19 protein-coding genes are annotated in these 20,644 nt (G+C 71.1%); 17 read left to right on the top strand and 2 right to left on the bottom strand.

Annotated elements, in window-relative coordinates; all coding sequences use genetic code 11:
- Positions 1 to 52 precede the first annotated feature (52 nt).
- On the bottom strand, positions 53 to 997 hold the full coding sequence (locus tag RCO28_RS27795) for a cation diffusion facilitator family transporter (protein WP_308944023.1): 945 nt from the start codon (positions 995 to 997) through the stop codon (positions 53 to 55).
- A 430-nt stretch (positions 998 to 1,427) separates the two neighbouring features.
- Here RCO28_RS27795 and RCO28_RS27790 point away from each other — a divergent pair, with 430 nt between their 5' ends.
- The 17 genes from RCO28_RS27790 (at position 1,428) to RCO28_RS27710 (ending at position 19,528) form a co-directional block, all read left to right on the top strand.
- Complete coding sequence (locus RCO28_RS27790; protein ID WP_308944150.1) at positions 1,428 to 3,245, top strand: DUF5941 domain-containing protein; 1,818 nt, start codon at positions 1,428 to 1,430, stop codon at positions 3,243 to 3,245.
- Positions 3,242 to 3,994, top strand: a complete 753-nt coding sequence (locus RCO28_RS27785) for a phosphocholine cytidylyltransferase family protein (RefSeq protein WP_308944022.1) — start codon at positions 3,242 to 3,244, stop codon at positions 3,992 to 3,994. Before RCO28_RS27790 ends, RCO28_RS27785 begins: the two co-directional genes overlap by 4 nt.
- Complete coding sequence (locus RCO28_RS27780) at positions 3,982 to 5,049, top strand: iron-containing alcohol dehydrogenase family protein (RefSeq protein WP_308944021.1); 1,068 nt, start codon at positions 3,982 to 3,984, stop codon at positions 5,047 to 5,049. Before RCO28_RS27785 ends, RCO28_RS27780 begins: the two co-directional genes overlap by 13 nt.
- Entirely contained in the window at positions 5,027 to 5,806 is a 780-nt protein-coding gene (locus RCO28_RS27775) for a CDP-alcohol phosphatidyltransferase family protein (RefSeq protein ID WP_308944020.1), read from the top strand. Before RCO28_RS27780 ends, RCO28_RS27775 begins: the two co-directional genes overlap by 23 nt.
- A complete protein-coding gene (locus tag RCO28_RS27770) occupies positions 5,803 to 6,696 on the top strand; it encodes a glycosyltransferase (RefSeq protein WP_308944019.1) in 894 nt (297 codons plus the stop codon). Before RCO28_RS27775 ends, RCO28_RS27770 begins: the two co-directional genes overlap by 4 nt.
- A gap of 137 nt (positions 6,697 to 6,833) precedes the next feature.
- Positions 6,834 to 7,778, top strand: a complete 945-nt coding sequence (locus tag RCO28_RS27765) for an ABC transporter permease (protein ID WP_308944018.1) — start codon at positions 6,834 to 6,836, stop codon at positions 7,776 to 7,778.
- The gene (locus RCO28_RS27760) at positions 7,771 to 8,565 is read left to right on the top strand and encodes an ABC transporter ATP-binding protein (protein ID WP_282536571.1); all 795 of its coding nucleotides are present in this window, start codon (positions 7,771 to 7,773) and stop codon (positions 8,563 to 8,565) included. The genes RCO28_RS27765 and RCO28_RS27760 overlap by 8 nt, the downstream gene beginning before the upstream one ends.
- Before the next feature lie 280 nt (positions 8,566 to 8,845).
- Entirely contained in the window at positions 8,846 to 9,748 is a 903-nt protein-coding gene (hpnC, locus tag RCO28_RS27755; protein ID WP_308944017.1) for a squalene synthase HpnC, read from the top strand.
- Between the two features lie 8 nt (positions 9,749 to 9,756).
- Complete coding sequence (gene hpnD / locus RCO28_RS27750) at positions 9,757 to 10,713, top strand: presqualene diphosphate synthase HpnD (RefSeq protein ID WP_308944016.1); 957 nt, start codon at positions 9,757 to 9,759, stop codon at positions 10,711 to 10,713.
- Complete coding sequence (gene hpnE / locus RCO28_RS27745) at positions 10,710 to 12,080, top strand: hydroxysqualene dehydroxylase HpnE (protein ID WP_308944015.1); 1,371 nt, start codon at positions 10,710 to 10,712, stop codon at positions 12,078 to 12,080. Before hpnD ends, hpnE begins: the two co-directional genes overlap by 4 nt.
- A complete protein-coding gene (locus tag RCO28_RS27740; protein WP_308944014.1) occupies positions 12,077 to 13,195 on the top strand; it encodes a polyprenyl synthetase family protein in 1,119 nt (372 codons plus the stop codon). Before hpnE ends, RCO28_RS27740 begins: the two co-directional genes overlap by 4 nt.
- Before the next feature lie 175 nt (positions 13,196 to 13,370).
- Positions 13,371 to 15,416, top strand: coding sequence for a squalene--hopene cyclase (gene shc / locus RCO28_RS27735; RefSeq protein WP_308944013.1), 2,046 nt, complete (start codon positions 13,371 to 13,373; stop codon positions 15,414 to 15,416).
- Positions 15,416 to 16,063 (top strand): 1-hydroxy-2-methyl-2-butenyl 4-diphosphate reductase, encoded by a 648-nt coding sequence (locus RCO28_RS27730; RefSeq protein WP_308944012.1) that lies wholly within the window; start codon positions 15,416 to 15,418, stop codon positions 16,061 to 16,063. The genes shc and RCO28_RS27730 overlap by 1 nt, the downstream gene beginning before the upstream one ends.
- A 7-nt stretch (positions 16,064 to 16,070) precedes the next feature.
- Positions 16,071 to 17,093 carry an adenosyl-hopene transferase HpnH gene (gene hpnH, locus RCO28_RS27725; protein WP_308944011.1) on the top strand — a complete coding sequence of 341 codons (1,023 nt, stop codon included), beginning with the start codon at positions 16,071 to 16,073 and terminating at the stop codon, positions 17,091 to 17,093.
- A gap of 170 nt (positions 17,094 to 17,263) precedes the next feature.
- Positions 17,264 to 18,661: an aspartate aminotransferase family protein gene (locus tag RCO28_RS27720; protein WP_308944149.1), complete on the top strand. Its 1,398-nt coding sequence runs from the start codon at positions 17,264 to 17,266 to the stop codon at positions 18,659 to 18,661.
- Positions 18,662 to 18,749: 88 nt separating this feature from the next.
- Entirely contained in the window at positions 18,750 to 19,364 is a 615-nt protein-coding gene (locus RCO28_RS27715; RefSeq protein WP_308944010.1) for an XRE family transcriptional regulator, read from the top strand.
- Positions 19,365 to 19,411: 47 nt separating this feature from the next.
- Positions 19,412 to 19,528, top strand: coding sequence for a DUF6126 family protein (locus RCO28_RS27710; RefSeq protein ID WP_308944148.1), 117 nt, complete (start codon positions 19,412 to 19,414; stop codon positions 19,526 to 19,528).
- A gap of 49 nt (positions 19,529 to 19,577) precedes the next feature.
- Here the strand turns inward: RCO28_RS27710 and RCO28_RS27705 are convergent, their stop codons facing one another.
- Positions 19,578 to 20,375, bottom strand: a complete 798-nt coding sequence (locus tag RCO28_RS27705; RefSeq protein ID WP_308944009.1) for a tyrosine-protein phosphatase — start codon at positions 20,373 to 20,375, stop codon at positions 19,578 to 19,580.
- Positions 20,376 to 20,644: the final 269 nt, after the last annotated feature.

The following is a 20,644-nucleotide window of genomic DNA, read 5'->3' as shown; positions in this document are numbered from 1 at the left end:
AGACTATCACCATCAGTGAGGGAGGGCGTGGGCGTGGACGTGGGCGTGGGTGTCAGTGGCAGACCTTCTCGTGCGCCTCGTGCCCGCTCGGCTCCAGCTGGAACGTGCAGTGCTCCACGTCGAAGTGGTCCCCGATGCAGTGCTGCAGCTCGTGCAGGAGCTTCTCGTGCCCCACCGAGTCGAGGACGTCGTGGTCGACCACCACGTGCGCGGAGAGGACCGGCATCCCCGAGGTGATCGTCCAGGCGTGCAGGTCGTGCACGTCCTGCACGCCGGGCAGCTCCAGTATGTGCGCCCGCACCTCGGCCATGTCGACACCCTTGGGCGCGGACTCCAGGAGCACGTTGACCGTCTCGCGCAGCAGCTTCACCGTACGAGGAACGATCATCAGGCCGATCACGATCGAGGCGATCGGGTCCCAGGCCTGCCAGCCGGTGAGCACGATCAGGGTCGCGGCGACGATCACCGTGGCGGAGCCGAGCGCGTCCGCGAGGACCTCCAGGAAGGCGCCGCGGACGTTGAGGCTCTCGCGCTGGCCGCGCAGCAGGAGCGTCAGCGAGATCATGTTGGCGACCAGGCCGATCACGCCGTAGACGATCGCGAGCGAGCCGTGCGTCGGCGAGGGCTCGATGAACCGCTGCACCGCCTCGACGAGGACGAAGCTGCCCACGCCGAGCAGCAGCAGGCAGTTGGCGAGCGCCGCGAGTATCTCCGCGCGGGCGTAGCCGAACGTGCGGTTGCCGGACGCGGGGCGGTTGGCGAAGTGGATCGCGAGCAGCGCCATCGCGAGCCCGAGCGCGTCCGTCGCCATGTGCGCGGCGTCGGCGACGAGGGCGAGCGAGTTGGCCGCGATGCCGCCGACGATCTGCACCACCATCACGAACAGCGTGATGCTCAGCGCGATGCGCAGCCGTCCCTTGTACGCGGCCGCGGCCGTGCCGGTCAGCGGCGGCTCGCCATGGCCGTGCCCATGTCCGTGGTCGTGCCCGGCCCCCATGGGGTCCCCCTCGTCTCGGCGGACGTGCTCGTGATCGTTCTCTCCTGCCGGTTGCCCGGCGGCGACAGCCAGTCAACTACGGGGGTGGGGTATGGGGCAACACGGCACTGAACACCGTTGTCATGTGCCCTGACCTGCGGAAATGACTCCAGGTCAGAGAGCTGGCAAGATCATCTGGGACGCTGGTCGCCGAGGGCGGGCGCCCTCGGGAGTTTGTCGCGCGGCACCCTGTTCGATGATGATGACCGATGCGGTCAGGCCCTTGGACGTGCCTTGCAGACCGCGCTTATCGGGCCGTAAACGGGCGGTGAATTACCGCTTCCCATCATCCGATAGCCTTCGCCGACGTGCCGCCCGGCCGCCCCTCGGCCGGAGGCGCCTTGCACGCTGCCCGGCGCCCGCGCGCGCCGACCCCAAGGAGTGAGTTCGTCTGTCGACCGCCATCCTCACCGGCCAGCCGGTCCCTGGCTCGTCGCTCGAGGGCGACCTCCAAGGCCTCGGCTTCGACGTGCGGGTCGCATCGCGAGCAGCGGACGTCGAGGCCCTGCTCGCCGAGGCCCCGGCGGGCGAGCGGGTCGCGCTCGTCGACGCCGGCTTCGTTGGCCATGTGCACGCCCTGCGCCTGGGCCTCACTGACCCGCGCTTCCCGGCGAGCGCCGTCCCCGGCGCCGTCACCGCGCAGCCGTCCGCCCGCGCCGCCCTCGCCCGCGCCGTCCGTACCGCCGCGCAGGCCCCGGCCGGTGACACGGTCCTGCGCTCCGACGTCCTGGCCGACCGCGCGGCCGCGGAGCTCGCCGCGGACGACGTACCCGTGCACCGCCCGGACCTCGGCGCCCTCGTCGCGACCGTCCCGCACGACCCGCAGGCCCGCAACGAGGCCCGCCAGGCCGTCGCCGCCGTGGACGACGAGGCGATCCGGCTGCGTACGGCGGTGAAGTCCCGCGACGGCTTCTTCACCACGTACTGCATCAGCCCGTACTCGAAGTACATCGCCCGCTGGTGCGCCCAGCGCGGGCTGACCCCGAACCAGGTCACCACCGCCTCACTCGCCACCGCCCTGATCGCGGCGGGCTGCGCCGCGACCGGCACGCGCCTCGGCTTCGTCGCCGCCGGCATCCTGCTGATCCTGTCCTTCGTCCTCGACTGCACCGACGGCCAGCTGGCCCGCTATTCGCTGCAGTACTCGACGATGGGCGCCTGGCTCGACGCCACCTTCGACCGCGCCAAGGAGTACGCCTACTACGCGGGCCTCGCCCTCGGCGCCGCCAACGCGAGCGGCGGCGGTGACGACGTGTGGGCCCTCGCACTCGGCGCGATGGTGCTGCAGACGTGCCGGCATGTGGTCGACTTCTCGTTCAACGAGGCCAATCACGACGCGACCGCCAACACCAGCCCCACCGCGGCCCTTTCGGGCAAGCTCGACAGCGTCGGGTGGACGGTCTGGGTGCGCCGCATGATCGTGCTGCCGATCGGTGAGCGCTGGGCGCTGATCGCCCTGCTCACCGCCGTGACCACCCCGCGCATCACCTTCTGGGTCCTGCTCATCGGCTGCGCCTTCGCCGCCTGCTACACCACGGCCGGACGCGTCCTGCGCTCCGTGACCCGCAAGGCCCACCGCACCGACCGCGCCGCGCAGGCCCTGGCGGACCTCGCCGACAACGGCACGCTCGCCGACTCCTTCGCCGCGCTCGGCCGCCGCCTGCGCCCCCTGCCCGCCCCGGTCGTCGCCTTCGCGGGCGCCGCCCTGCTCGTCGCTGTGGCGGCTCTCACGTCGTACGGCAGCACCTGGGTGATCGTCGTCGCGGCGGTGTACGTGGCGGCCTCCGGCCTCGCGCTCGCCCGGCCCCTCAAGGGCGCCCTGGACTGGCTGGTCCCGCCGTTCTTCCGGGCCGCCGAGTACCTGACGGTCCTGCTGCTCGCGGCCGCCGCGGACGTGAACGGGGCCTTGCCCGCGGCTTTCGGACTGGTGGCCGCGGTCGCCTACCATCACTACGACACGGTGTACCGCATCCGCGGTGACGCCGGCGCGCCCCCGCACTGGCTGGTGCGCGCGATCGGGGGGCAGGAAGGCAGGGCGCTGGCGGTCGTACTCGCCGCCGCACTGCTGCCCGCACAAGGTTTCACTGTCGCGCTCACGGTGTTCGCCGTGGCCGTGGCGCTCGTGGTGCTCGTCGAGAGCATCCGCTTCTGGGTGACCGCCCACAACGAAGGCGCACCCGCCGTACACGATGAAGGAGAACCCGCATGATCGGCCTCGTCCTGGCCGCCGGCGCCGGCAGTCGGCTTCGCCCCTACACCGAGACGCTTCCCAAGGCGTTGGTGCCCGTGGTGGGCGAGGGAACCGAGAACGAGCTCTCCGTCCTCGACCTCACCCTGAAGAACTTCGCCGAGATCGGTCTGACGGAGGTCGGCATCATCGTCGGCTACCGCAAGGAGGTCGTGTACGAGCGCAAGGCCGCGCTCGAGGCGAAGTACGGCCTGAAGCTGACGCTCATCGAGAACGACATCGCCGAGAAGTGGAACAACGCCTACTCCCTGTGGTGCGGCCGTGACGCCATCAAGCACTCGGTGATCCTCGCCAACGGCGACACCGTGCACCCGGTCTCCGTCGAGAAGACCCTGCTCGCCGCCCGCGGCGACGGCAAGAAGATCATCCTCGCCCTGGACACGGTCAAGAACCTGGGCGACGAGGAGATGAAGGTCGTCGTCGACCCCGACAAGGGCATGCAGCGCATCACCAAGCTGATGGACCCGTCCGAGGCCACCGGTGAGTACATCGGCGTCACCCTCATCGAGGGCGAGGCCGCCGACGAGCTGGCCGACGCCCTGAAGGCGACGTACGAGCGCGACCCGCAGCTGTACTACGAGGACGGCTACCAGGAGCTCGTGAACCGCGGCTTCAAGATCGACGTCGCCCCGATCGGCGACGTGTCCTGGGTCGAGATCGACAACCACGACGACCTCGCCAAGGCCAGGGAGATCGCGTGCCAGTACTGACGAGGCTCATCCCCTCACCGGTCGTCGTCGACATCCGGGCCGGGGCCCTGAACGACCTCGCCGGGGTGCTGGCCGACCAGCGGATCTCCTCGTCCACGGGGCGCCTGGCCATCGCGATCAGCGGTGGCTCGGGCGCCGCCCTGCGCGCCCGCCTCGAACCCTCGCTGCCCCGCGCCGAGTGGTTCGAGGTCGGCGGCGGCACCCTGGACGACGCGATCAAGCTCGCCGACGACATAAAGAAGGCGGGCCGCTACGACGCGGTCGTCGGCCTCGGCGGCGGCAAGATCATCGACTGCGCCAAGTTCGCCGCGGCCCGCGTCGGCCTGCCGCTGGTCGCCGTCGCGACGAACCTGTCGCACGACGGCCTCTGCTCGCCCGTCGCGACCCTCGACAACGACGCGGGCCGCGGCTCGTACGGGGTGCCGAACCCGATCGCGGTCGTCATCGACCTCGACATCATCCGGGAGGCGCCGGTCCGCTTCGTGCGCTCCGGCATCGGCGACGCCCTGTCCAACATCTCCGCGGTCGCGGACTGGGAGCTCGCCGCCCGCGAGCGCGGCGAGGACATCGACGGACTCGCGGCGGCCATGGCCCGCCAGGCCGGCGAGGCCGTGCTCCGCCACCCCGGCGGCGTCGGCGACGACGGCTTCCTGCAGGTTCTGGCCGAGGGCCTGGTCCTCACCGGCATCGCCATGTCGGTGTCCGGCGACTCCCGGCCCGCCTCCGGCGCCTGCCACGAGATCAACCACGCCTTCGACCTCCTCTTCCCCAAGCGCGCCGCCAGCCACGGCGAGCAGTGCGGCCTGGGCGCGGCCTTCGCGATGCACCTGCGCGGTGCCCGCGAGGAGTCCGGCTACATGGCCGACGTGCTGCGCCGCCACGGCCTGCCCGTGTCGCCCGAGGAGATCGGCTTCACCGTGGACGAGTTCGTCCAGGTCGTGGAGTTCGCTCCGCAGACCCGGCCGGGCCGCTACACCATCCTCGAGCACCTCGACCTCAACGCCGACCAGATCAGGGACGCCTACGCCGACTATGCAAAAGCCATCGGTAGCTGAGCTCCGGCCGGTCGTTCACCCCCCGGGTGTGAAGGACCGGCGGAGCGGCGAGCACTGGGCCGGCCGGCTCTACATGCGCGAGGTCTCCCTGCGCATCGACCGCCACCTGGTGAACACCAAGGTCACGCCCAACCAGCTGACCTACGTGATGACCCTCGCGGGCGCCCTCGCGGCCCCGGCCCTCCTGGTGCCGGGGATCACGGGCGCGGTGCTCGGCGTGCTCGCGGTCCAGCTCTACCTGCTGCTCGACTGCGTCGACGGCGAGATCGCCCGCTGGAAGAAGCAGTACTCGATGGCGGGCGTCTACCTGGACCGCGTCGCCGCGTACCTCTGCGACGCCGCGGTCCTGGTCGGCTTCGGCCTGCGCGCCGCCGACCTGTGGGGTTCCGGGCGCATCGACTGGCTCTGGGCATTCCTCGGCACGCTCGCCGCGCTCGGCGCGATCCTGATCAAGGCCGAGACGGACCTGGTCGGCGTGGCCCGCCACCAGACCGGCAAGCCCCCCGTCCAGGAGTCGGCCGCCGAGCCGCGCTCCTCCGGCATGGCGCTGGCCCGCAAGGCCGCCGCCGCGCTGAAGTTCCACCGCCTGATCCTCGGCGTGGAGGCGTCCCTGCTGATCCTGGCCATCGCGGTCATCGACAGCATCCGGGGCGACCTGTTCTTCTCGCGGCTCGGCGTCGCGGTCCTCGCCGGTATCGCGCTGCTCCAGACCCTGCTGCACCTCGTGTCCATCCTCGTCTCGAGCAGGCTCAAATGACGGCCCCCGCACAGCAGCTCAAGGTCGGCGCGGTCATCATCACGATGGGCAACCGCCCCGAGGAGCTCCGCGCCCTCCTCGACTCCGTCGCCAAGCAGGACGGCGACCGGGTCGAGGTGGTCGTGGTCGGCAACGGCTCCCCGGTCCCCGACGTCCCCGAAGGCGTACGGACCATCGAGCTCCCCGAGAACCTCGGCATCCCCGGCGGCCGCAACGTCGGCATCGAGGCCTTCGGCCCGGGCGGCGAGGACGTAGACGTACTCCTCTTCCTGGACGACGACGGACTCCTGCCGCGCACGGACACGGCGCAGCTCTGCCGTGAGGCGTTCGCCGCCGACCCCGAGCTCGGCATCGTCAGCTTCCGCATCGCCGACCCGGACACCGGTGAGACCCAGCGCCGCCACGTGCCGCGCCTGCGCGCCGCCGACCCGATGCGCAGCTCCCGCGTCACCACGTTCCTCGGCGGCGCCAACGCCGTACGTACGACGGTCTTCGCGCAGGTCGGCGGCCTGCCCGACGACTTCTTCTACGCGCACGAGGAGACCGACCTCGCCTGGCGCGCCCTCGATGCGGGCTGGATGATCGACTACCGGGCCGACATGGTCCTGCACCACCCGACGACGGCCCCCTCGCGGCACGCGGTCTACCACCGCATGGTCGCCCGCAACCGCGTCTGGCTCGCCCGCCGGAACCTGCCCGCGCCGCTCGTCCCCGTGTACCTCGGGGTGTGGCTGCTGCTCACGCTCGCGCGGCGGCCCTCGAAGCCCGCGCTCCGGGCGTGGCTCGGCGGCTTCAAGGAGGGCTGGACGAGCCCGTGCGGCCCGCGCCACCCGATGAAGTGGCGCACGGTCTGGCGGCTGACCCGACTGGGCCGACCTCCTGTCATCTGACAAGCTCTGGTCTGAGAGCATCGGGCTCAGGGGGTGTCCGGCAGATCCGGTGCGGGACACCCCGGGCCCAGACCCCGGCCCGCGGTTTCCGCTGCCCCCATCCCGGCAGCGCATCTTGAAGACGAAAGTTTCCCCTTGTGAGTGAGACAACGCATGACGGTCCAGTCGCGGTGAGCGCGCCACCGTCGCCCGATGACGGGCTGTCCCCGGCCGAACTCGCCGCCAAGTACGGGCTCGCGCAGTCCGGTGCCCGCCCCGGCCTGTTCGAGTACGTCGGACAGCTGTGGGACCGCCGGCACTTCATCCTCGCCTTCTCGCAGGCCAAGCTGACCGCGCAGTACAGCCAGGCCAAGCTGGGCCAGCTCTGGCAGGTGGCGACGCCGCTGCTCAACGCGCTGGTCTACTTCTTGATCTTCGGCCTGCTGCTCGGCGGCCGGGGCGAGATGAAGAACAACGTCTACGTCCCGTTCCTCGTGACCGGCGTCTTCGTCTTCACCTTCACGCAGAGCTCGGTCATGTCCGGGGTCCGCTCGATCTCCGGGAACCTGGGCCTGGTGCGGGCGCTGCACTTCCCGCGCGCCTCGCTGCCCGTCTCGTTCTCGCTGCAGCAGCTCCAGCAGCTGCTCTTCTCGATGATCGTGCTGCTGCTCATCCTGATCGGCTTCGGGCACTACCCGTCCTGGTCCTGGTTCCTGATCCTGCCCGCGCTCGCGCTGCAGTTCGTCTTCAACACCGGTCTCGCGCTGATCATGGCCAGGGCCGGCAGCAAGACCCCCGACCTGGCCCAGCTGATGCCGTTCGTCATGCGTACGTGGATGTACGCGTCCGGCGTGATGTTCCCGCTGGACTACATGCTCACGAAGGTCACCGCCCCGGGCTGGATCGCCGAGGCCCTGCTCGCCAACCCGGCGGCGGTCTACATGGACCTGATGCGCGACGCGCTGATCACCGGCAACGGCGCGGAGACCCTTCCCGCGCTGCCGGAGCACGTCTGGGCCCTCGGCCTGGGCTGGGCCCTGCTGCTCGGTATCGGCGGGTTCATCTACTTCTGGAAGTCAGAGGAGAAGTACGGCCGTGGCTGAGCAGACCCCCGAAGAAGCACAGCAGCCCCGCGTCCCGACGGTCATCGCCGACGAGCTGCACATCGTGTACCGCGTCAACGCGGGCTCCAAGGGCAAGGGCAGCGCCACCGCCGCCCTCAGCCGGATCGTCAAGCGCGGCGGCGAAGAGCGCGGTGTGCGCAAGGTGCACGCCGTCAAGGGCGTCACCTTCACCGCGTACCGCGGCGAGGCCGTCGGCCTGATCGGCTCCAACGGCTCCGGCAAGTCCACGCTGCTTCGCGCCATCGCGGGCCTGCTCCCGGCCGAGAAGGGCAAGGTCTACACCGACGGCCAGCCCTCGCTCCTCGGCGTGAACGCGGCCCTGATGAACGACCTGACGGGCGAGCGGAACGTCATACTCGGCGGGCTCGCGATGGGCATGTCCCGCGAGCAGATCCGGGCGCGCTACCAGGACATCGTCGACTTCTCGGGCATCAACGAGAAGGGCGACTTCATCACCCTGCCGATGCGCACCTACTCGTCCGGCATGGCGGCCCGCCTGCGCTTCTCCATCGCCGCCGCCAAGGACCACGACGTCCTGATGATCGACGAGGCCCTGGCCACCGGCGACCGCAAGTTCCAGAAGCGCTCCGAGGCCCGCATCCGCGAGCTGCGCAAGGAGGCCGGCACGGTCTTCCTGGTGAGCCACAACAACAAGTCGATCCGCGACACCTGCGACCGGGTCCTGTGGCTGGAGCGCGGTGAGCTCCGCATGGACGGCCCCACGGACGAGGTGCTCAAGGAGTACGAGAAGTTCACCGGCAAGTAGCGCATTCAGGCCAGGGCCTCCCGGTCGGTACCGGCCGGGCCCTGGCCGTCAACTCCCGTACGAAAGCGGAATGTTGACCCGGAAATCCGCGCCGACCTGCGGCGCGGCGCACCCCCGGAACACCGCGCGGCGGCGTACAACGTAAGCTGGACTGGTCGGCGGCGTGTCCGAAATGAGCTGTCTCGGGTTGGCAGTGTAGAACGGGAGATGTGACGGCAATGGCTACGGAAAGCCCCCTCCTCCCCAATGCTTCCGCCGTCCCCGCGCCGGGCAGCGCACGGTGACGGGAGGCCGGACGGCGCGCCCCGCACTCCCGGAGCGCGCGACTCTCGACAAGGCTGCCGACGAGAACTTCCCGGTGGCTCCTTTCTTTCTGCCCCGCGCCTGGCGCACCGACCTCGTCGCGATCTACGGCTTCGCCCGGCTCGTCGACGACATCGGTGACGGCGACCTCGCCCCCGGCGGCGCCGACGCCCGCCTCCTCGGCCTCGACCCCGCGGCCGCCGAGGACCGGCTCACCCTCCTCGACGCCTTCGAGGCCGACCTGCGTCGCGTCTTCGGCGGCACCCCGGGCCACCCGCTGCTCCGCCGCCTCCAGCCCACCGTCCGCCGGCACCGCCTCACGCCCGAGCCGTTCCTCGGCCTGATCGAGGCCAACCGCCAGGACCAGCTGGTCAGCCGGTACGCGACCTACGGCGACCTGCTCGCCTACTGCGAGCTGTCCGCCAACCCCGTCGGCCGGCTCGTCCTCGCCGTCACCGGCACCACGAGCCCCGAGCGCCTCCGCCGCTCCGACGCGGTGTGCACGGCACTGCAGATCGTCGAGCACCTCCAGGACGTCGCCGAGGACCTGGCGCGCGACCGGATCTATCTGCCCGCCGAGGACATGAAGCGCTTCGACGTGCAGGAGTCCGACCTCGCCGCACCCGCCGCCTCCGCGCCGGTGCGGGCCCTAGTCGCCTTCGAGGCGGAGCGCGCCCGCGGCCTGCTCGACGAGGGCGCGCCGCTGGTGCACAGCGTGCGCGGACGGCTCAGGCTGCTGCTCGCCGGATTCGTCGGTGGCGGCCGCGCCGCACTGCGCGCCGTCGAGGCCGCCCGGCACGACGTACTCCCCGGACCGCCCCGGCCCACGAAGGCCGGGCTGCTGCGCGAGGTCGGGGCGACCCTGCGAGGTGAGGGGTGAGCGAACCCATGGGTTCCGCACTGGACACGGACAACAGCGCGCCGCCGACCGCTCCGGTGGTCGCCGCGTACAGCTACTGCGAGGCGGTCACCGGCGGTCAGGCACGCAACTTCGCGTACGGCATCAGACTGCTGCCGACGCCCAAGCGGCGCGCGATGTCCGCGCTGTACGCGTTCTCGCGGCGGGTCGACGACATCGGTGACGGCACGCTCGCCCCCGAGGTCAAGCACACCCGCCTGGAGGAGACCCGGCAGCTGCTCGACCGGGTCAGGGACGGCGCCGTCGACGAGGACGACACCGACCCGGTCGCCGTCGCCCTCAGCCACGCCGCGCGGACCTTCCCGATCCCGCTCGGCGGCCTCGACGAACTCATCGACGGCGTCCTCATGGACGTACGCGGCGAGACCTACGAGACCTGGGACGAGCTGAAGACGTACTGCCGCTGCGTCGCTGGAGCCATCGGGCGGCTCTCGCTCGGCGTCTTCGGCACCGAACCGGGCGCGCAGCAGGCCGAACGCGCCCCGGAATACGCCGACACACTCGGGCTCGCCCTCCAACTCACCAATATCCTCAGGGACGTTCGGGAAGACGCCGAGGGTGGCCGCGTCTATCTGCCCGCCGACGACCTCGCCAAGTTCGGCTGCACGGACGCCTTCCGCGCGTCCGAGCCGCCGCACGGCGCCGACTTCGCCGGGCTCGTGCACTTCGAAGTGCGCCGCGCCCGCGCCCTGTTCGTCGAGGGGTACCGGCTCCTTCCGATGCTCGACCGCCGCAGCGGCGCCTGCGTCGCCGCCATGGCGGGCATCTACCGCCGCCTCCTCGACCGCATCGAGCGCGACCCCGAGGCCGTCCTGCGCGGCCGCGTCTCGCTGCCCGGACACGAGAAGGCGTACGTGGCCGTGCGCGGCCTGTCCGGACTCGACGCCCGGCACATCGCCCGCAGGACCACGAGGAGGCGCGCATGAGCGGGTACGAGAGCAAGTCCGCCGTCGTCGTCGGCGGCGGCCTCGCCGGGGTCACCGCCGCGCTCGCGCTCGCCGACGGCGGCCTGCGCGTCACCCTCCTCGAAGGCCGGCCGCGCCTCGGCGGGCTCGCGTTCTCCTTCAAGCGCGGCGAGCTGACCGTCGACAACGGCCAGCACGTGTACCTCCGTTGCTGCACCGCGTACCGCTGGTTCCTCGACCGGATCGGCGGCGCCGCGCTCGCCCCGCTGCAGGACCGGCTCGACGTCCCGGTGCTCGACGCCGACCGGATGCGGCTCGGCCGGCTGCGCCGCACCGCGCTGCCCGTGCCCCTGCACCTCGCCGCCGGCCTCTCCGCGTACCCGCATCTCTCCCTGGCCGAGCGCGTCAAGGTGGGCCGTGCCGCGCTCGCCCTCAAGCAGCTCGACCTCGACGACCCCGCCCTGGACGCACAGGACTTCGGCTCCTGGCTCGCCGCGCGCGGGCAGTCGCCGCGGGCGATCGAGGCGCTGTGGGACCTGGTCGGCGTGGCCACCCTGAACGCCACCGCCGGGGACGCCTCGCTCGGCCTCGCCGCCATGGTCTTCAAGACCGGCCTGCTCACCGACCCGGGTGCCGCCGACATCGGCTGGGCCCACGTCCCGCTCGGCGAGCTCCATGACACCCTCGCCCGCAAGGCCCTCGACGCGGCGGGCGTACGAGTCGAGACCCGGGCCAAGGTCGACGCCATCTCCCGTACGGAGAACGGTGGTTGGCAGGTCGAAACGGAAGGCGAGCGACTCGACGTCGACACGGTCGTGCTCGCCGTACCGCAGCGCGAGGCCTACGAGCTGCTGCCCGCCGGCGCGCTCGACGACCCGGAGGCGCTGCTCTCCATCGGCACCGCGCCGATCCTCAACGTCCATGTGCTGTACGACCGCAAGGTGCTGAAGAGGCCGTTCTTCGCCGCGGTCGGCTCGCCCGTGCAGTGGGTCTTCGACCGCACCGACGCGTCCGGGTACGAGGGCGGCCAGTACCTCGCCCTGTCCCAGTCCGCCGCGCAGGACGAGATCGACGCGCCCGTCGCGCGGCTGCGCGCCCGCTACCTGCCCGAGCTGGAGCGGCTGCTGCCCGCGGCACGCGGCGCCCAGGTGCGGGACTTCTTCGTCACCCGGGAGCGCACCGCGACCTTCGCTCCCACCCCTGGCGTCGGCCGCCTGAGGCCCGGCGCCCGCACCGAGGCACCCGGCCTGTACCTGGCCGGCTCGTGGACGGCCACCGGCTGGCCCGCGACCATGGAGGGCGCCGTGCGCAGCGGGACCACCGCCGCGCGGGCAGCGCTCTCCGCCCTGAGCCGCCCCCACGACCATCTCTTTCAGGAGGCGGCATGAGCAGTAGCAGTACCGGATCAAGAGGAGAGACTGTGCCGACTGTGCCTTCGGCCGCCGGAGTCGCGGATGACGTGGACGTGGACGGCGTGGACGTCGGGGGGCTGCTCGACCGCGGCCGCACCCTGGCCACGCCGGTGCTGCGCGCCGCCGTGGACCGCCTCGCGCCGCCCATGGACACCGTGGCCGCGTACCACTTCGGCTGGATCGACGCCGAGGGCCGGCCCTCGGCCGGTGACGGCGGCAAGGCCGTACGCCCGGCGCTCGCCCTGCTCTCCGCCGAGGCCGCCGGAGCCGCGCCCGAGGTGGGCATCCCCGGCGCGGTCGCCGTGGAGCTCGTGCACAACTTCTCGCTCCTGCACGACGACCTGATGGACGGCGACGAGCAGCGCCGCCACCGCGACACGGTGTGGAAGGTGCACGGGCCGGCGCAGGCCATCCTCGTCGGCGACGCCCTCTTCGCCCTCGCCAACGAGATCCTGCTCGAACTCGACACCGTCGAGGCGGGCCGTGCCACGCGCCGGCTCACCACCGCCTCCCGGAAGCTGATCGACGGCCAGGCCCAGGACATCTCGTACGAGCACCGCGAGCGGGTCACCGTCGAGGAGTGCCTGGAGATGGAGGGCAACAAGACCGGCGCCCTGCTCGCCTGCGCGGTCTCCATCGGCGCGGTCCTCGGCGGCGCCGACGAGCGCACCGCCGACGCCCTGGAGCGCTACGGCTACCACCTGGGCCTCGCGTTCCAGGCGGTGGACGACCTGCTCGGCATCTGGGGCGACCCGGAGGCCACCGGCAAGCAGACCTGGAGCGATCTGCGTCAGCGCAAGAAGTCGCTGCCCGTCGTCGCCGCCCTGAGCGCCGAGGGCGAAGCCGCCGAGCGGCTCGGCGAACTGCTCGCCGCGGACGCCAAGAGCAGCGACTTCGAGAACTTCTCGGAAGAGGAGTTTGCCGCCCGCGCCGCCCTCATCGAGGAGGCGGGCGGCCGCGACTGGACCGCCCAGGAGGCGCGCCGCCAGCACACGATCGCCGTCGAGGCCCTCGGCAGCGTGGACATGCCGGAGCGGGTCAGGCGCCAGCTGGTCGCCCTGGCCGACTTCGTCGTCGTACGAAAGAGATGATCACCATCTGCGTCACCCGCAGCACCCGTATATGAATCGCAGTCGCCGGCCGGTGCGCTGACCCCACAGCACCACAGCACCACAGCACCACAGCACCACGGCAGCCCACCGGCCGACGGCGGACCCCAGCACAGCAGCATTTCGAGAAGCCACGAATCTGCACGGAGGGGAAGCCATGACAGCGACGACCGACGGAAGCAGCGGGGCGTTCGGGCCCCGCGCGGCCGCGGCCACCGACGAGGGGCCCGACACGTTCGAGGCGGCCCTGCGGGCCACCGAACGCGCCACCCGGCTGCTGTTCTCACGACAGCACAGCGAGGGCTGGTGGAAGGGCGACCTCGAGACGAACGTGACGATGGACGCGGAGGATCTGCTTCTGCGTCAGTTCCTCGGCATCGGGGACGAGGAGACCACACAGGCCGCCGCCCTGTTCATCCGCGGCGAGCAGCGCGAGGACGGAACCTGGGCCACGTTCTACGGCGGGCCCGGCGAACTCTCCACCACCATCGAGGCGTACGTCGCCCTGCGTCTGGCCGGGGACGAGCCGGACGCCCCGCACATGGCGCGGGCCTCCGCCTGGATCCGCGCCCGCGGCGGCATCGCCGGTGCCCGGGTCTTCACCCGCATCTGGCTGGCCCTGTTCGGCTGGTGGAAGTGGGACGACCTGCCGGAACTCCCGCCGGAACTCATCTACTTCCCGAAGTGGTTCCCGCTCAACATCTACGACTTCGGCTGCTGGGCCCGGCAGACCATCGTGCCCCTCACCATCGTCTCCGCGAAGCGGCCGGTACGTCCCGCGCCGTTCCCGCTCGACGAGCTGCACACCGATGCGCGCGTACCGAATTCACCCAAGTCCCGTGCCCCGATGGCGAGTTGGGACGGCCTCTTCCAGCGGCTCGACCAGGCGCTGCACGCGTACCAGAAGGTCGCCGTGCCCGGTCTGCGGCGGATGGCGATGCGCTCCGCGGGGCGCTGGATCGTCGAGCGGCAGGAGAACGACGGCTGCTGGGGCGGCATCCAGCCCCCGGCCGTGTACTCGATCATCGCCCTGCACCTGCTCGGCTACGACCTCGACCACCCGGTGCTCCGCGAAGGGCTCGCCTCGCTCGACCGGTTCGCGGTGTGGCGCGAGGACGGGGCGCGGATGATCGAGGCCTGCCAGTCGCCCGTCTGGGACACCTGTCTCGCGACCATCGCCCTCGCCGACGCGGGCGTGCCCGCCGACGATCCGCGCCTGGTCAAGGCCGCCGACTGGATGCTCGCCGAGGAGATCGCCCGGCCCGGCGACTGGTCGGTGCGCAGGCCCGAACTCGCCCCCGGCGGCTGGGCGTTCGAGTTCCACAACGACAACTACCCGGACATCGACGACACCGCCGAGGTCGCCCTCGCGCTGCGCCGGGTGCGGCACCCCGACCCCGTCCGCGTCGACGGGGCGATCCGCCGGGGCATGGCCTGGACGCTGGGCATGCAGTCGAAGAACGGGGCGTGGGCCGCGTTCGACGCCGACAACACCAGCGGCTTCCCCAACCGGCTGCCCTTCTGCGACTTCGGCGAGGTCATCGACCCGCCCTCCGCCGACGTCACCGCCCACGTCGTCGAGATGCTCGCGTACGAGGGGAAGGCGAGCGATCCGCGGACCCGGCGCGGGATCACGTGGCTGCTCGCCGAGCAGGAGGCGAACGGCGCCTGGTTCGGGCGCTGGGGCGTCAACTACCTGTACGGGACGGGCTCGGTCGTGCCCGCCCTGACCGCGGCCGGGATCCCCGCCACGCACCCGGCGATCCGGCGGGCGGTCACCTGGCTGGAGTCGGTGCAGAACGAGGACGGCGGCTGGGGCGAGGACCTGCGGTCGTACGTCGACCCGGAGTGGGTGGCGAGCGGCGAGTCCACCGCCTCGCAGACCGCCTGGGCGCTGCTCGCGCTGCTCGCCGCGGACGAGCGGGGCTCCAAGGCCGTCGAGCGCGGCGTGGCCTGGCTCGCCGGGACGCAGAACGACGACGGGACCTGGGACGAGCCGTACTTCACCGGCACTGGGTTCCCGTGGGACTTCTCGATCAACTACCACCTGTACCGGCAGGTCTTCCCGCTGACCGCGCTCGGCCGGTACGTCCACGGCACCGGACACCTCACCGGACACCTCACCGGACACCTCAGCGGACACCTCACCGGACGTGAGCCAGGGCGCGGGACGGAACACGGGCCGGGACACGGTGCGCCCTGATGGCCCACGGTGCGGCGGAGCACGTACCGCCGCTGCTCATCGCCTGTGCGCTGCGCATCGAGAGCCTTGCGCTGCGGACGGGGGAGCGCGGCGGTACGGGCCTTCCGGTCACCGTGGTGCGGACGGGGATGGGGCCGAAGGCCGCCGAGCGTGCGGTGTCGCGCACGCTCGGTGAGCCGGGTCTGGACGGGGCCGCGGTCCTCGCCACCGGATTCTGCGCCGGGCTCGCTCCCGGAATGCACCCGGGCGATCTGGTGGTCGCGGACGAGACCCGGGACAGGCACGGCTCGACGGCCTGCGAAGGCATCGAGATCCTGGTGAAAGAGCTGGTCAGGACCGTGCCCGGGCGGACCGTGCACACCGGTGGGCTGACCGGCTCCGACCATGTGGTGCGCGGGCACGAGCGGGCCGAGCTGCTCGCCGGAGGGGCCATCGCGGTCGACATGGAGTCCTCGGCGACGCTGCGGGCGGCGGTGCGGGGCGGAGCCCGTCCGGTTGCGGCCGTACGGGTGGTCGTGGACGCTCCAGAGCATGAGCTCGTCCGGATCGGCACGGTGCGCGGTGGAATATCGGCTTTCCGCGTTCTACGCGGAATCCTTCCGGCTTTCTATGAATGGCACCGTTCTTTGCTGCTCCCCAGGAGGTGAGCGAGTCATGGCCATGCCGCTGAGGCAGTCCATCAAGGTCGCTACGTATCTCGTTGAACAGAAGCTCCGCAAGCGGGACAAGTTTCCGCTGATCGTCGAGCTCGAACCGCTTTTCGCATGCAATCTGGCATGCGAGGGCTGCGGCAAGATCCAGCACCCGGCGGGGGTTCTGAAGCAGCGCATGCCGGTGGCGCAGGCCGTCGGAGCCGTCCTTGAGTCCGGTGCGCCGATGGTGTCCATCGCCGGCGGCGAACCGCTGATGCACCCTCAGATCGACGAGATCGTACGGCAGTTGGTGGCCCGGAAGAAGTACGTCTTCCTGTGCACCAACGCGATGCTGCTGCGCAAGAAGATCGAGAAGTTCACGCCCTCGCCGTACTTCGCGTTCGCCGTGCACATCGACGGGATGCGCGAGCGGCACGACGAATCCGTCGCCAAGGAAGGCGTGTTCGACGAGGCGGTCGAGGCGATCAAGGAGGCCAAGCGGCGCGGTTTCCGGGTCACCACCAACTCGACCTTCTTCAACACCGACACTCCGCAGACCGTCATCGAGGTCCTGAATTTCCTCAACGACGACCTGAAGGTGGACGAGATGATGCTCTCGCCCGCCTATGCCTACGAGAAGGCGCCCGACCAGGAGCATTTCCTCGGGGTCGAGCAGACCAGGGAACTCTTCAAGAAGACGTTCGCGGGCGGGAACCGGAGCCGCTGGCGGCTCAATCACTCGCCGCTCTTCCTGGACTTCCTGGAGGGCAAGGTTGATTTCCCGTGCACGGCCTGGGCCATTCCGAACTACTCGCTCTTCGGCTGGCAGAAGCCCTGCTACCTGATGAGCGACGGCTATGTGCCGACGTACCGGCAGCTCATCGAGGACACCGACTGGGACGCGTACGGCCGCGGAAAGGACCCGCGCTGCGCGAACTGCATGGCGCACTGCGGATACGAGCCGACGGCCGTGCTCGCCACGATGGGCTCCCTCAAGGAGTCCCTGCGGGCGATGCGGGAGACCGTCTCCAGCGGTCGCGGCTGACACCGGCAGCGCGGCCGGCCCCGAGGGCCGGCCGCGGCGCCGGGAGTGGACGTGCCATCCGAGAGGGGGACCGCATGCCGATCCTGCCGCCTCGGCGCGAGCCTCGCCCGTAAGGAGAATCAGTGATGACGGACCAGCCGATGGCCGACAGCCCCGTGGCGGACGGGCGCATGGCGGACGGGCCGGTGAAAGGCTTCGATCTGGCCGCGCTGCTCGCCGAGCGCGGCGCCGAACGCTACGAACTGCACGCCCGCCACCTCAACCACCAACTGCCGCGCATGCTGCACACCATCGGCTTCGACAAGGTCTACGAGCGGGCCGAGGGCGCGTACTTCTGGGACGCGGACGGGGACGACTACCTCGACATGCTCGCCGGGTTCGGCGTGATGGGCGTGGGCCGCCACCACCCCGTCGTACGCAAGGCGCTGCACGACGTGCTCGACGCCTCGCTCGCCGACCTCACCCGCTTCGACTGCCAGCCGCTGCCCGGACTGCTCGCCGAGAAGCTCCTCGCGCACAGCCCGCACCTGGACCGGGTGTTCTTCGGCAACAGCGGTACGGAGGCGGTGGAGACGGCGCTGAAATTCGCCCGGTACGCCACCGGAAGGCCGCGGATCCTGTACTGCACGCACGCCTTCCACGGCCTGACCACGGGCGCGCTCTCGGTCAACGGCGAGTCCGGGTTCCGGGACGGGTTCGCGCCCCTGCTTCCCGATACGGCGATCCCGCTGGGCGATCTGGACGCGCTGGCACGGGAGTTGGCCCACGGCGACGTGGCGGCGCTCGTCGTCGAGCCGATCCAGGGCAAGGGCGTGCACGCGTCACCGCCCGGATTCCTGCGCGCCGCCCAGGAGTTGCTCCACCGGCACAAGGCCCTGCTCATCGCGGACGAGGTACAGACCGGGCTCGGGCGGACCGGGGACTTCTACGCGTACCAGCACGAGGACGGGGTCGAGCCGGATCTGGTGTGTGTGGCGAAGGCGCTCTCCGGCGGGTACGTGCCCGTCGGCGCGACGCTCGGCAAGGACTGGATCTTCAAGAAGGTCTACTCGTCGATGGACCGCGTCCTGGTGCACTCCGCGAGCTTCGGCTCCAACGCCCAGGCCATGGCCGCCGGGCTCGCCGTGCTCTCCGTACTGGAGGACGAGCAGCTGGTCGCGAACGCGCGGGCCACCGGCGAGCAGCTGAGGTCCCGGCTGGCCGCGCTCGTCGACCGCTATGAGCTGCTGCATGACGTACGGGGCCGGGGGCTGATGATCGGGATCGAGTTCGGGCGGCCGTCCTCGCTGAAGCTGCGCAGCCGGTGGGCCGCGCTGCAGGTCGCCCGCAAGGGTCTTTTCGCGCAGATGGTGGTCGTACCGCTGCTGCAGAAGCACCGCATTCTCACGCAGGTCTCCGGGGACCACCTGGAAGTGATCAAGCTGATTCCGCCTCTGGTCGTGGGGGAGCGGGAGGTCGAGCGGTTCGTCGGTGCCTTCACGGCCGTGATGGACGAGGCGCACAGCGGGGGCGGGCTGATGTGGGACTTCGGGAAGACGCTCGTGAAGCAGGCCGTCGCCAACCGCTGAGGCTGGGCGCAGCGGCTACGGCCTGGATCTTTTTGCCTGAGAGGCAAAAAGTTTGCCCCAGGGGCACGGCTCTGGCTGAATCGACGGTATGAGCCCCGCCGATCCGGACCCGGTACCGCTGCCTGCCGTCGTCGCCCCCCAGCTGCGGGAACTGCGGCGCCGCTCCGCGCTGACCCTGGAGGCGGCGGCCCGCAGCGCCGGACTCTCGCCCGCGCACCTCTCCCGCCTGGAGACCGGGCACCGCCAGCCCTCGCTGCCGGTGCTGCTCGCGCTCGCGCGTATCTACGGTACGACGGTGTCCGAGCTGCTCGGCGAGACGGTCGCCGACCGGGACGCGGTGGTGCGCTCCGCCGCGATGGAGCCGACGCGGGCGGGCGGCTGGACCTACTGGCAGGCGGGCGCCGCGGGCCGGGGCATGCAGGTGCTGCGCGTGCATGTGCCGCACGGCGCGCAGGGCGACATCGTGCGCGTGCACCCCGGCGAGGAGTGGCTGTACGTGCTCGAAGGGCGGCTGCGGCTGCACCTCGGGGACACGGCGCACACCCTCGAACCGGGCGACAGCGCGCACTTCGACTCGCTCACCCCGCACCGGATCGGGGCCGCCGACGAGGGCGGCGCCGATCTCCTCTTCGTCCACACGCTGCTGCAGAGCCCCGCCACCGCGTTGTGCCTGGGCGGGCCGAACCAGGGAGAACCGCGATGACCCCCGAAGACGAGACGCAGCAACCGCAGCCCGTCCGCCCCACCTCCATGGAGGAGAAGTTCCCCCGGGGGCTGTGGGTCCGGCTGATCATCTACGTCGCCGTGGGCCACCTCTTCGCGGCCTTCGTGTATCTGCTGTTCACGCTGGGCGGGCAGAACCAGTGAGCCCGTACCGCTGGTCCTGGTCGCGTTCTGGTCGCGCCCTGGTCGAGTCCTAGTCGAGCAGGTTGGCGCGGAGGCGCTCGCGTACCTGCGGAGTGACCTTCAGGCCCTCTTCGAGGTAGCGGTCCACCGTGCCCCAGGTCTCCTCGATGGTGGTGAACGCCTCCGCCAGGTATTCGGCGCGGGCGTCGAAGAGCGGGCTGAGCAGCTCCATCACCTCGGGGGACATGGCGTCCGCCGAGGTGCTGCTGCGGTGCACCTTGTAGCGGCGGTGGGCGGCGTTGGACTGGAGGTAGTCCTCCTCGATCGCCGGGCGCTCGACGCCGACGGCGAGCAGCGTGACGGCGATGGAGAGGCCCGCGCGGTCCTTGCCCGCGGCGCAGTGCATCAGGGCCGGGACGCTGTCGTCGGCCATGGCGTGCAGCACGCGGCTGTGCTCGGCGGTGCGCTCCTTGATGATCGTGCGGTACGAGGAGATCATCCGGCCCGCGGCCTTGCCCTCGGAGAGCAGGCCGCGCAGCTGCTCGATGTCGCCCTCGCGGACCATCTGCCAGAACTCGGCGCCGTCGGCCGGGTCGGTCAGCGGCAGGTTCACGTTCCGTACGCCGGGGAGGGCGACGTCCTGGCCCTCCAGCTTCTGGTCGGCGGCATTGCGGAAGTCGAAGATCGTGTGCAGGCCGAGCGTGGTGAGGAAGTCCGCGTCGGCCGCGGTGGCGTGGGCGAGGTGACCGCTGCGGAAGAGGCGTCCCGCCCGCACCCGGCGCCCGTCCACGGTCGGCAGCCCGCCCAGGTCACGGAAGTTGCGTACTCCGGCGAGTTCGGGCTCTGTCGACGGGACCTGCTGCGTCACGGGGGCTCCTCCCATTCGGCCGCCGGCGCTGTTCGTCGGCGGGGCGCGTCTTCGACGATACGACACGGGTTCCTCGGGCAATCATTCGTTCGGGCGCCGTTCCTCAATGACGGCACATGAAGCCATTCACCCCTTGATGTCCGTTTCAGTGCTTTCGGTGCGTTCGCGGTAACTAGCCCTGGAGTAAAGGGTGGTGGCCCATTCTGTGGTGAGCGGGATCATATTCGTGACGGTGTGTGGCGATCTTCGCCGGGCAATTTCCTTACTGG

The sequence above is a fragment of the Streptomyces sp. LHD-70 genome (assembly GCF_031157275.1).
Taxonomy (GTDB): domain Bacteria; phylum Actinomycetota; class Actinomycetes; order Streptomycetales; family Streptomycetaceae; genus Streptomyces.
The sequence above is the reverse complement of the archived record's forward strand: the minus strand, read 5'-3'. Positions and strand labels throughout refer to the sequence as shown.

Bases quoted from the DNA above. Each gene is read 5' to 3' on its own strand.
- RCO28_RS27795 (WP_308944023.1), bottom strand. From the start codon at position 997: ATGGGGGCCGGGCACGACCACGGACATGGGCACGGCCATGGCGAGCCG.
- RCO28_RS27785 (WP_308944022.1), top strand. From the start codon at position 3,242: ATGATCGGCCTCGTCCTGGCCGCCGGCGCCGGCAGTCGGCTTCGCCCC.
- RCO28_RS27775 (WP_308944020.1), top strand. From the start codon at position 5,027: ATGCAAAAGCCATCGGTAGCTGAGCTCCGGCCGGTCGTTCACCCCCCG.
- RCO28_RS27770 (WP_308944019.1), top strand. From the start codon at position 5,803: ATGACGGCCCCCGCACAGCAGCTCAAGGTCGGCGCGGTCATCATCACG.
- hpnD (WP_308944016.1), top strand. From the start codon at position 9,757: ATGGGTTCCGCACTGGACACGGACAACAGCGCGCCGCCGACCGCTCCG.
- hpnE (WP_308944015.1), top strand. From the start codon at position 10,710: ATGAGCGGGTACGAGAGCAAGTCCGCCGTCGTCGTCGGCGGCGGCCTC.
- RCO28_RS27740 (WP_308944014.1), top strand. From the start codon at position 12,077: ATGAGCAGTAGCAGTACCGGATCAAGAGGAGAGACTGTGCCGACTGTG.
- shc (WP_308944013.1), top strand. From the start codon at position 13,371: ATGACAGCGACGACCGACGGAAGCAGCGGGGCGTTCGGGCCCCGCGCG.
- RCO28_RS27730 (WP_308944012.1), top strand. From the start codon at position 15,416: ATGGCCCACGGTGCGGCGGAGCACGTACCGCCGCTGCTCATCGCCTGT.
- hpnH (WP_308944011.1), top strand. From the start codon at position 16,071: ATGGCCATGCCGCTGAGGCAGTCCATCAAGGTCGCTACGTATCTCGTT.
- RCO28_RS27720 (WP_308944149.1), top strand. From the start codon at position 17,264: ATGGCGGACGGGCCGGTGAAAGGCTTCGATCTGGCCGCGCTGCTCGCC.
- RCO28_RS27715 (WP_308944010.1), top strand. From the start codon at position 18,750: ATGAGCCCCGCCGATCCGGACCCGGTACCGCTGCCTGCCGTCGTCGCC.
- RCO28_RS27710 (WP_308944148.1), top strand. From the start codon at position 19,412: ATGGAGGAGAAGTTCCCCCGGGGGCTGTGGGTCCGGCTGATCATCTAC.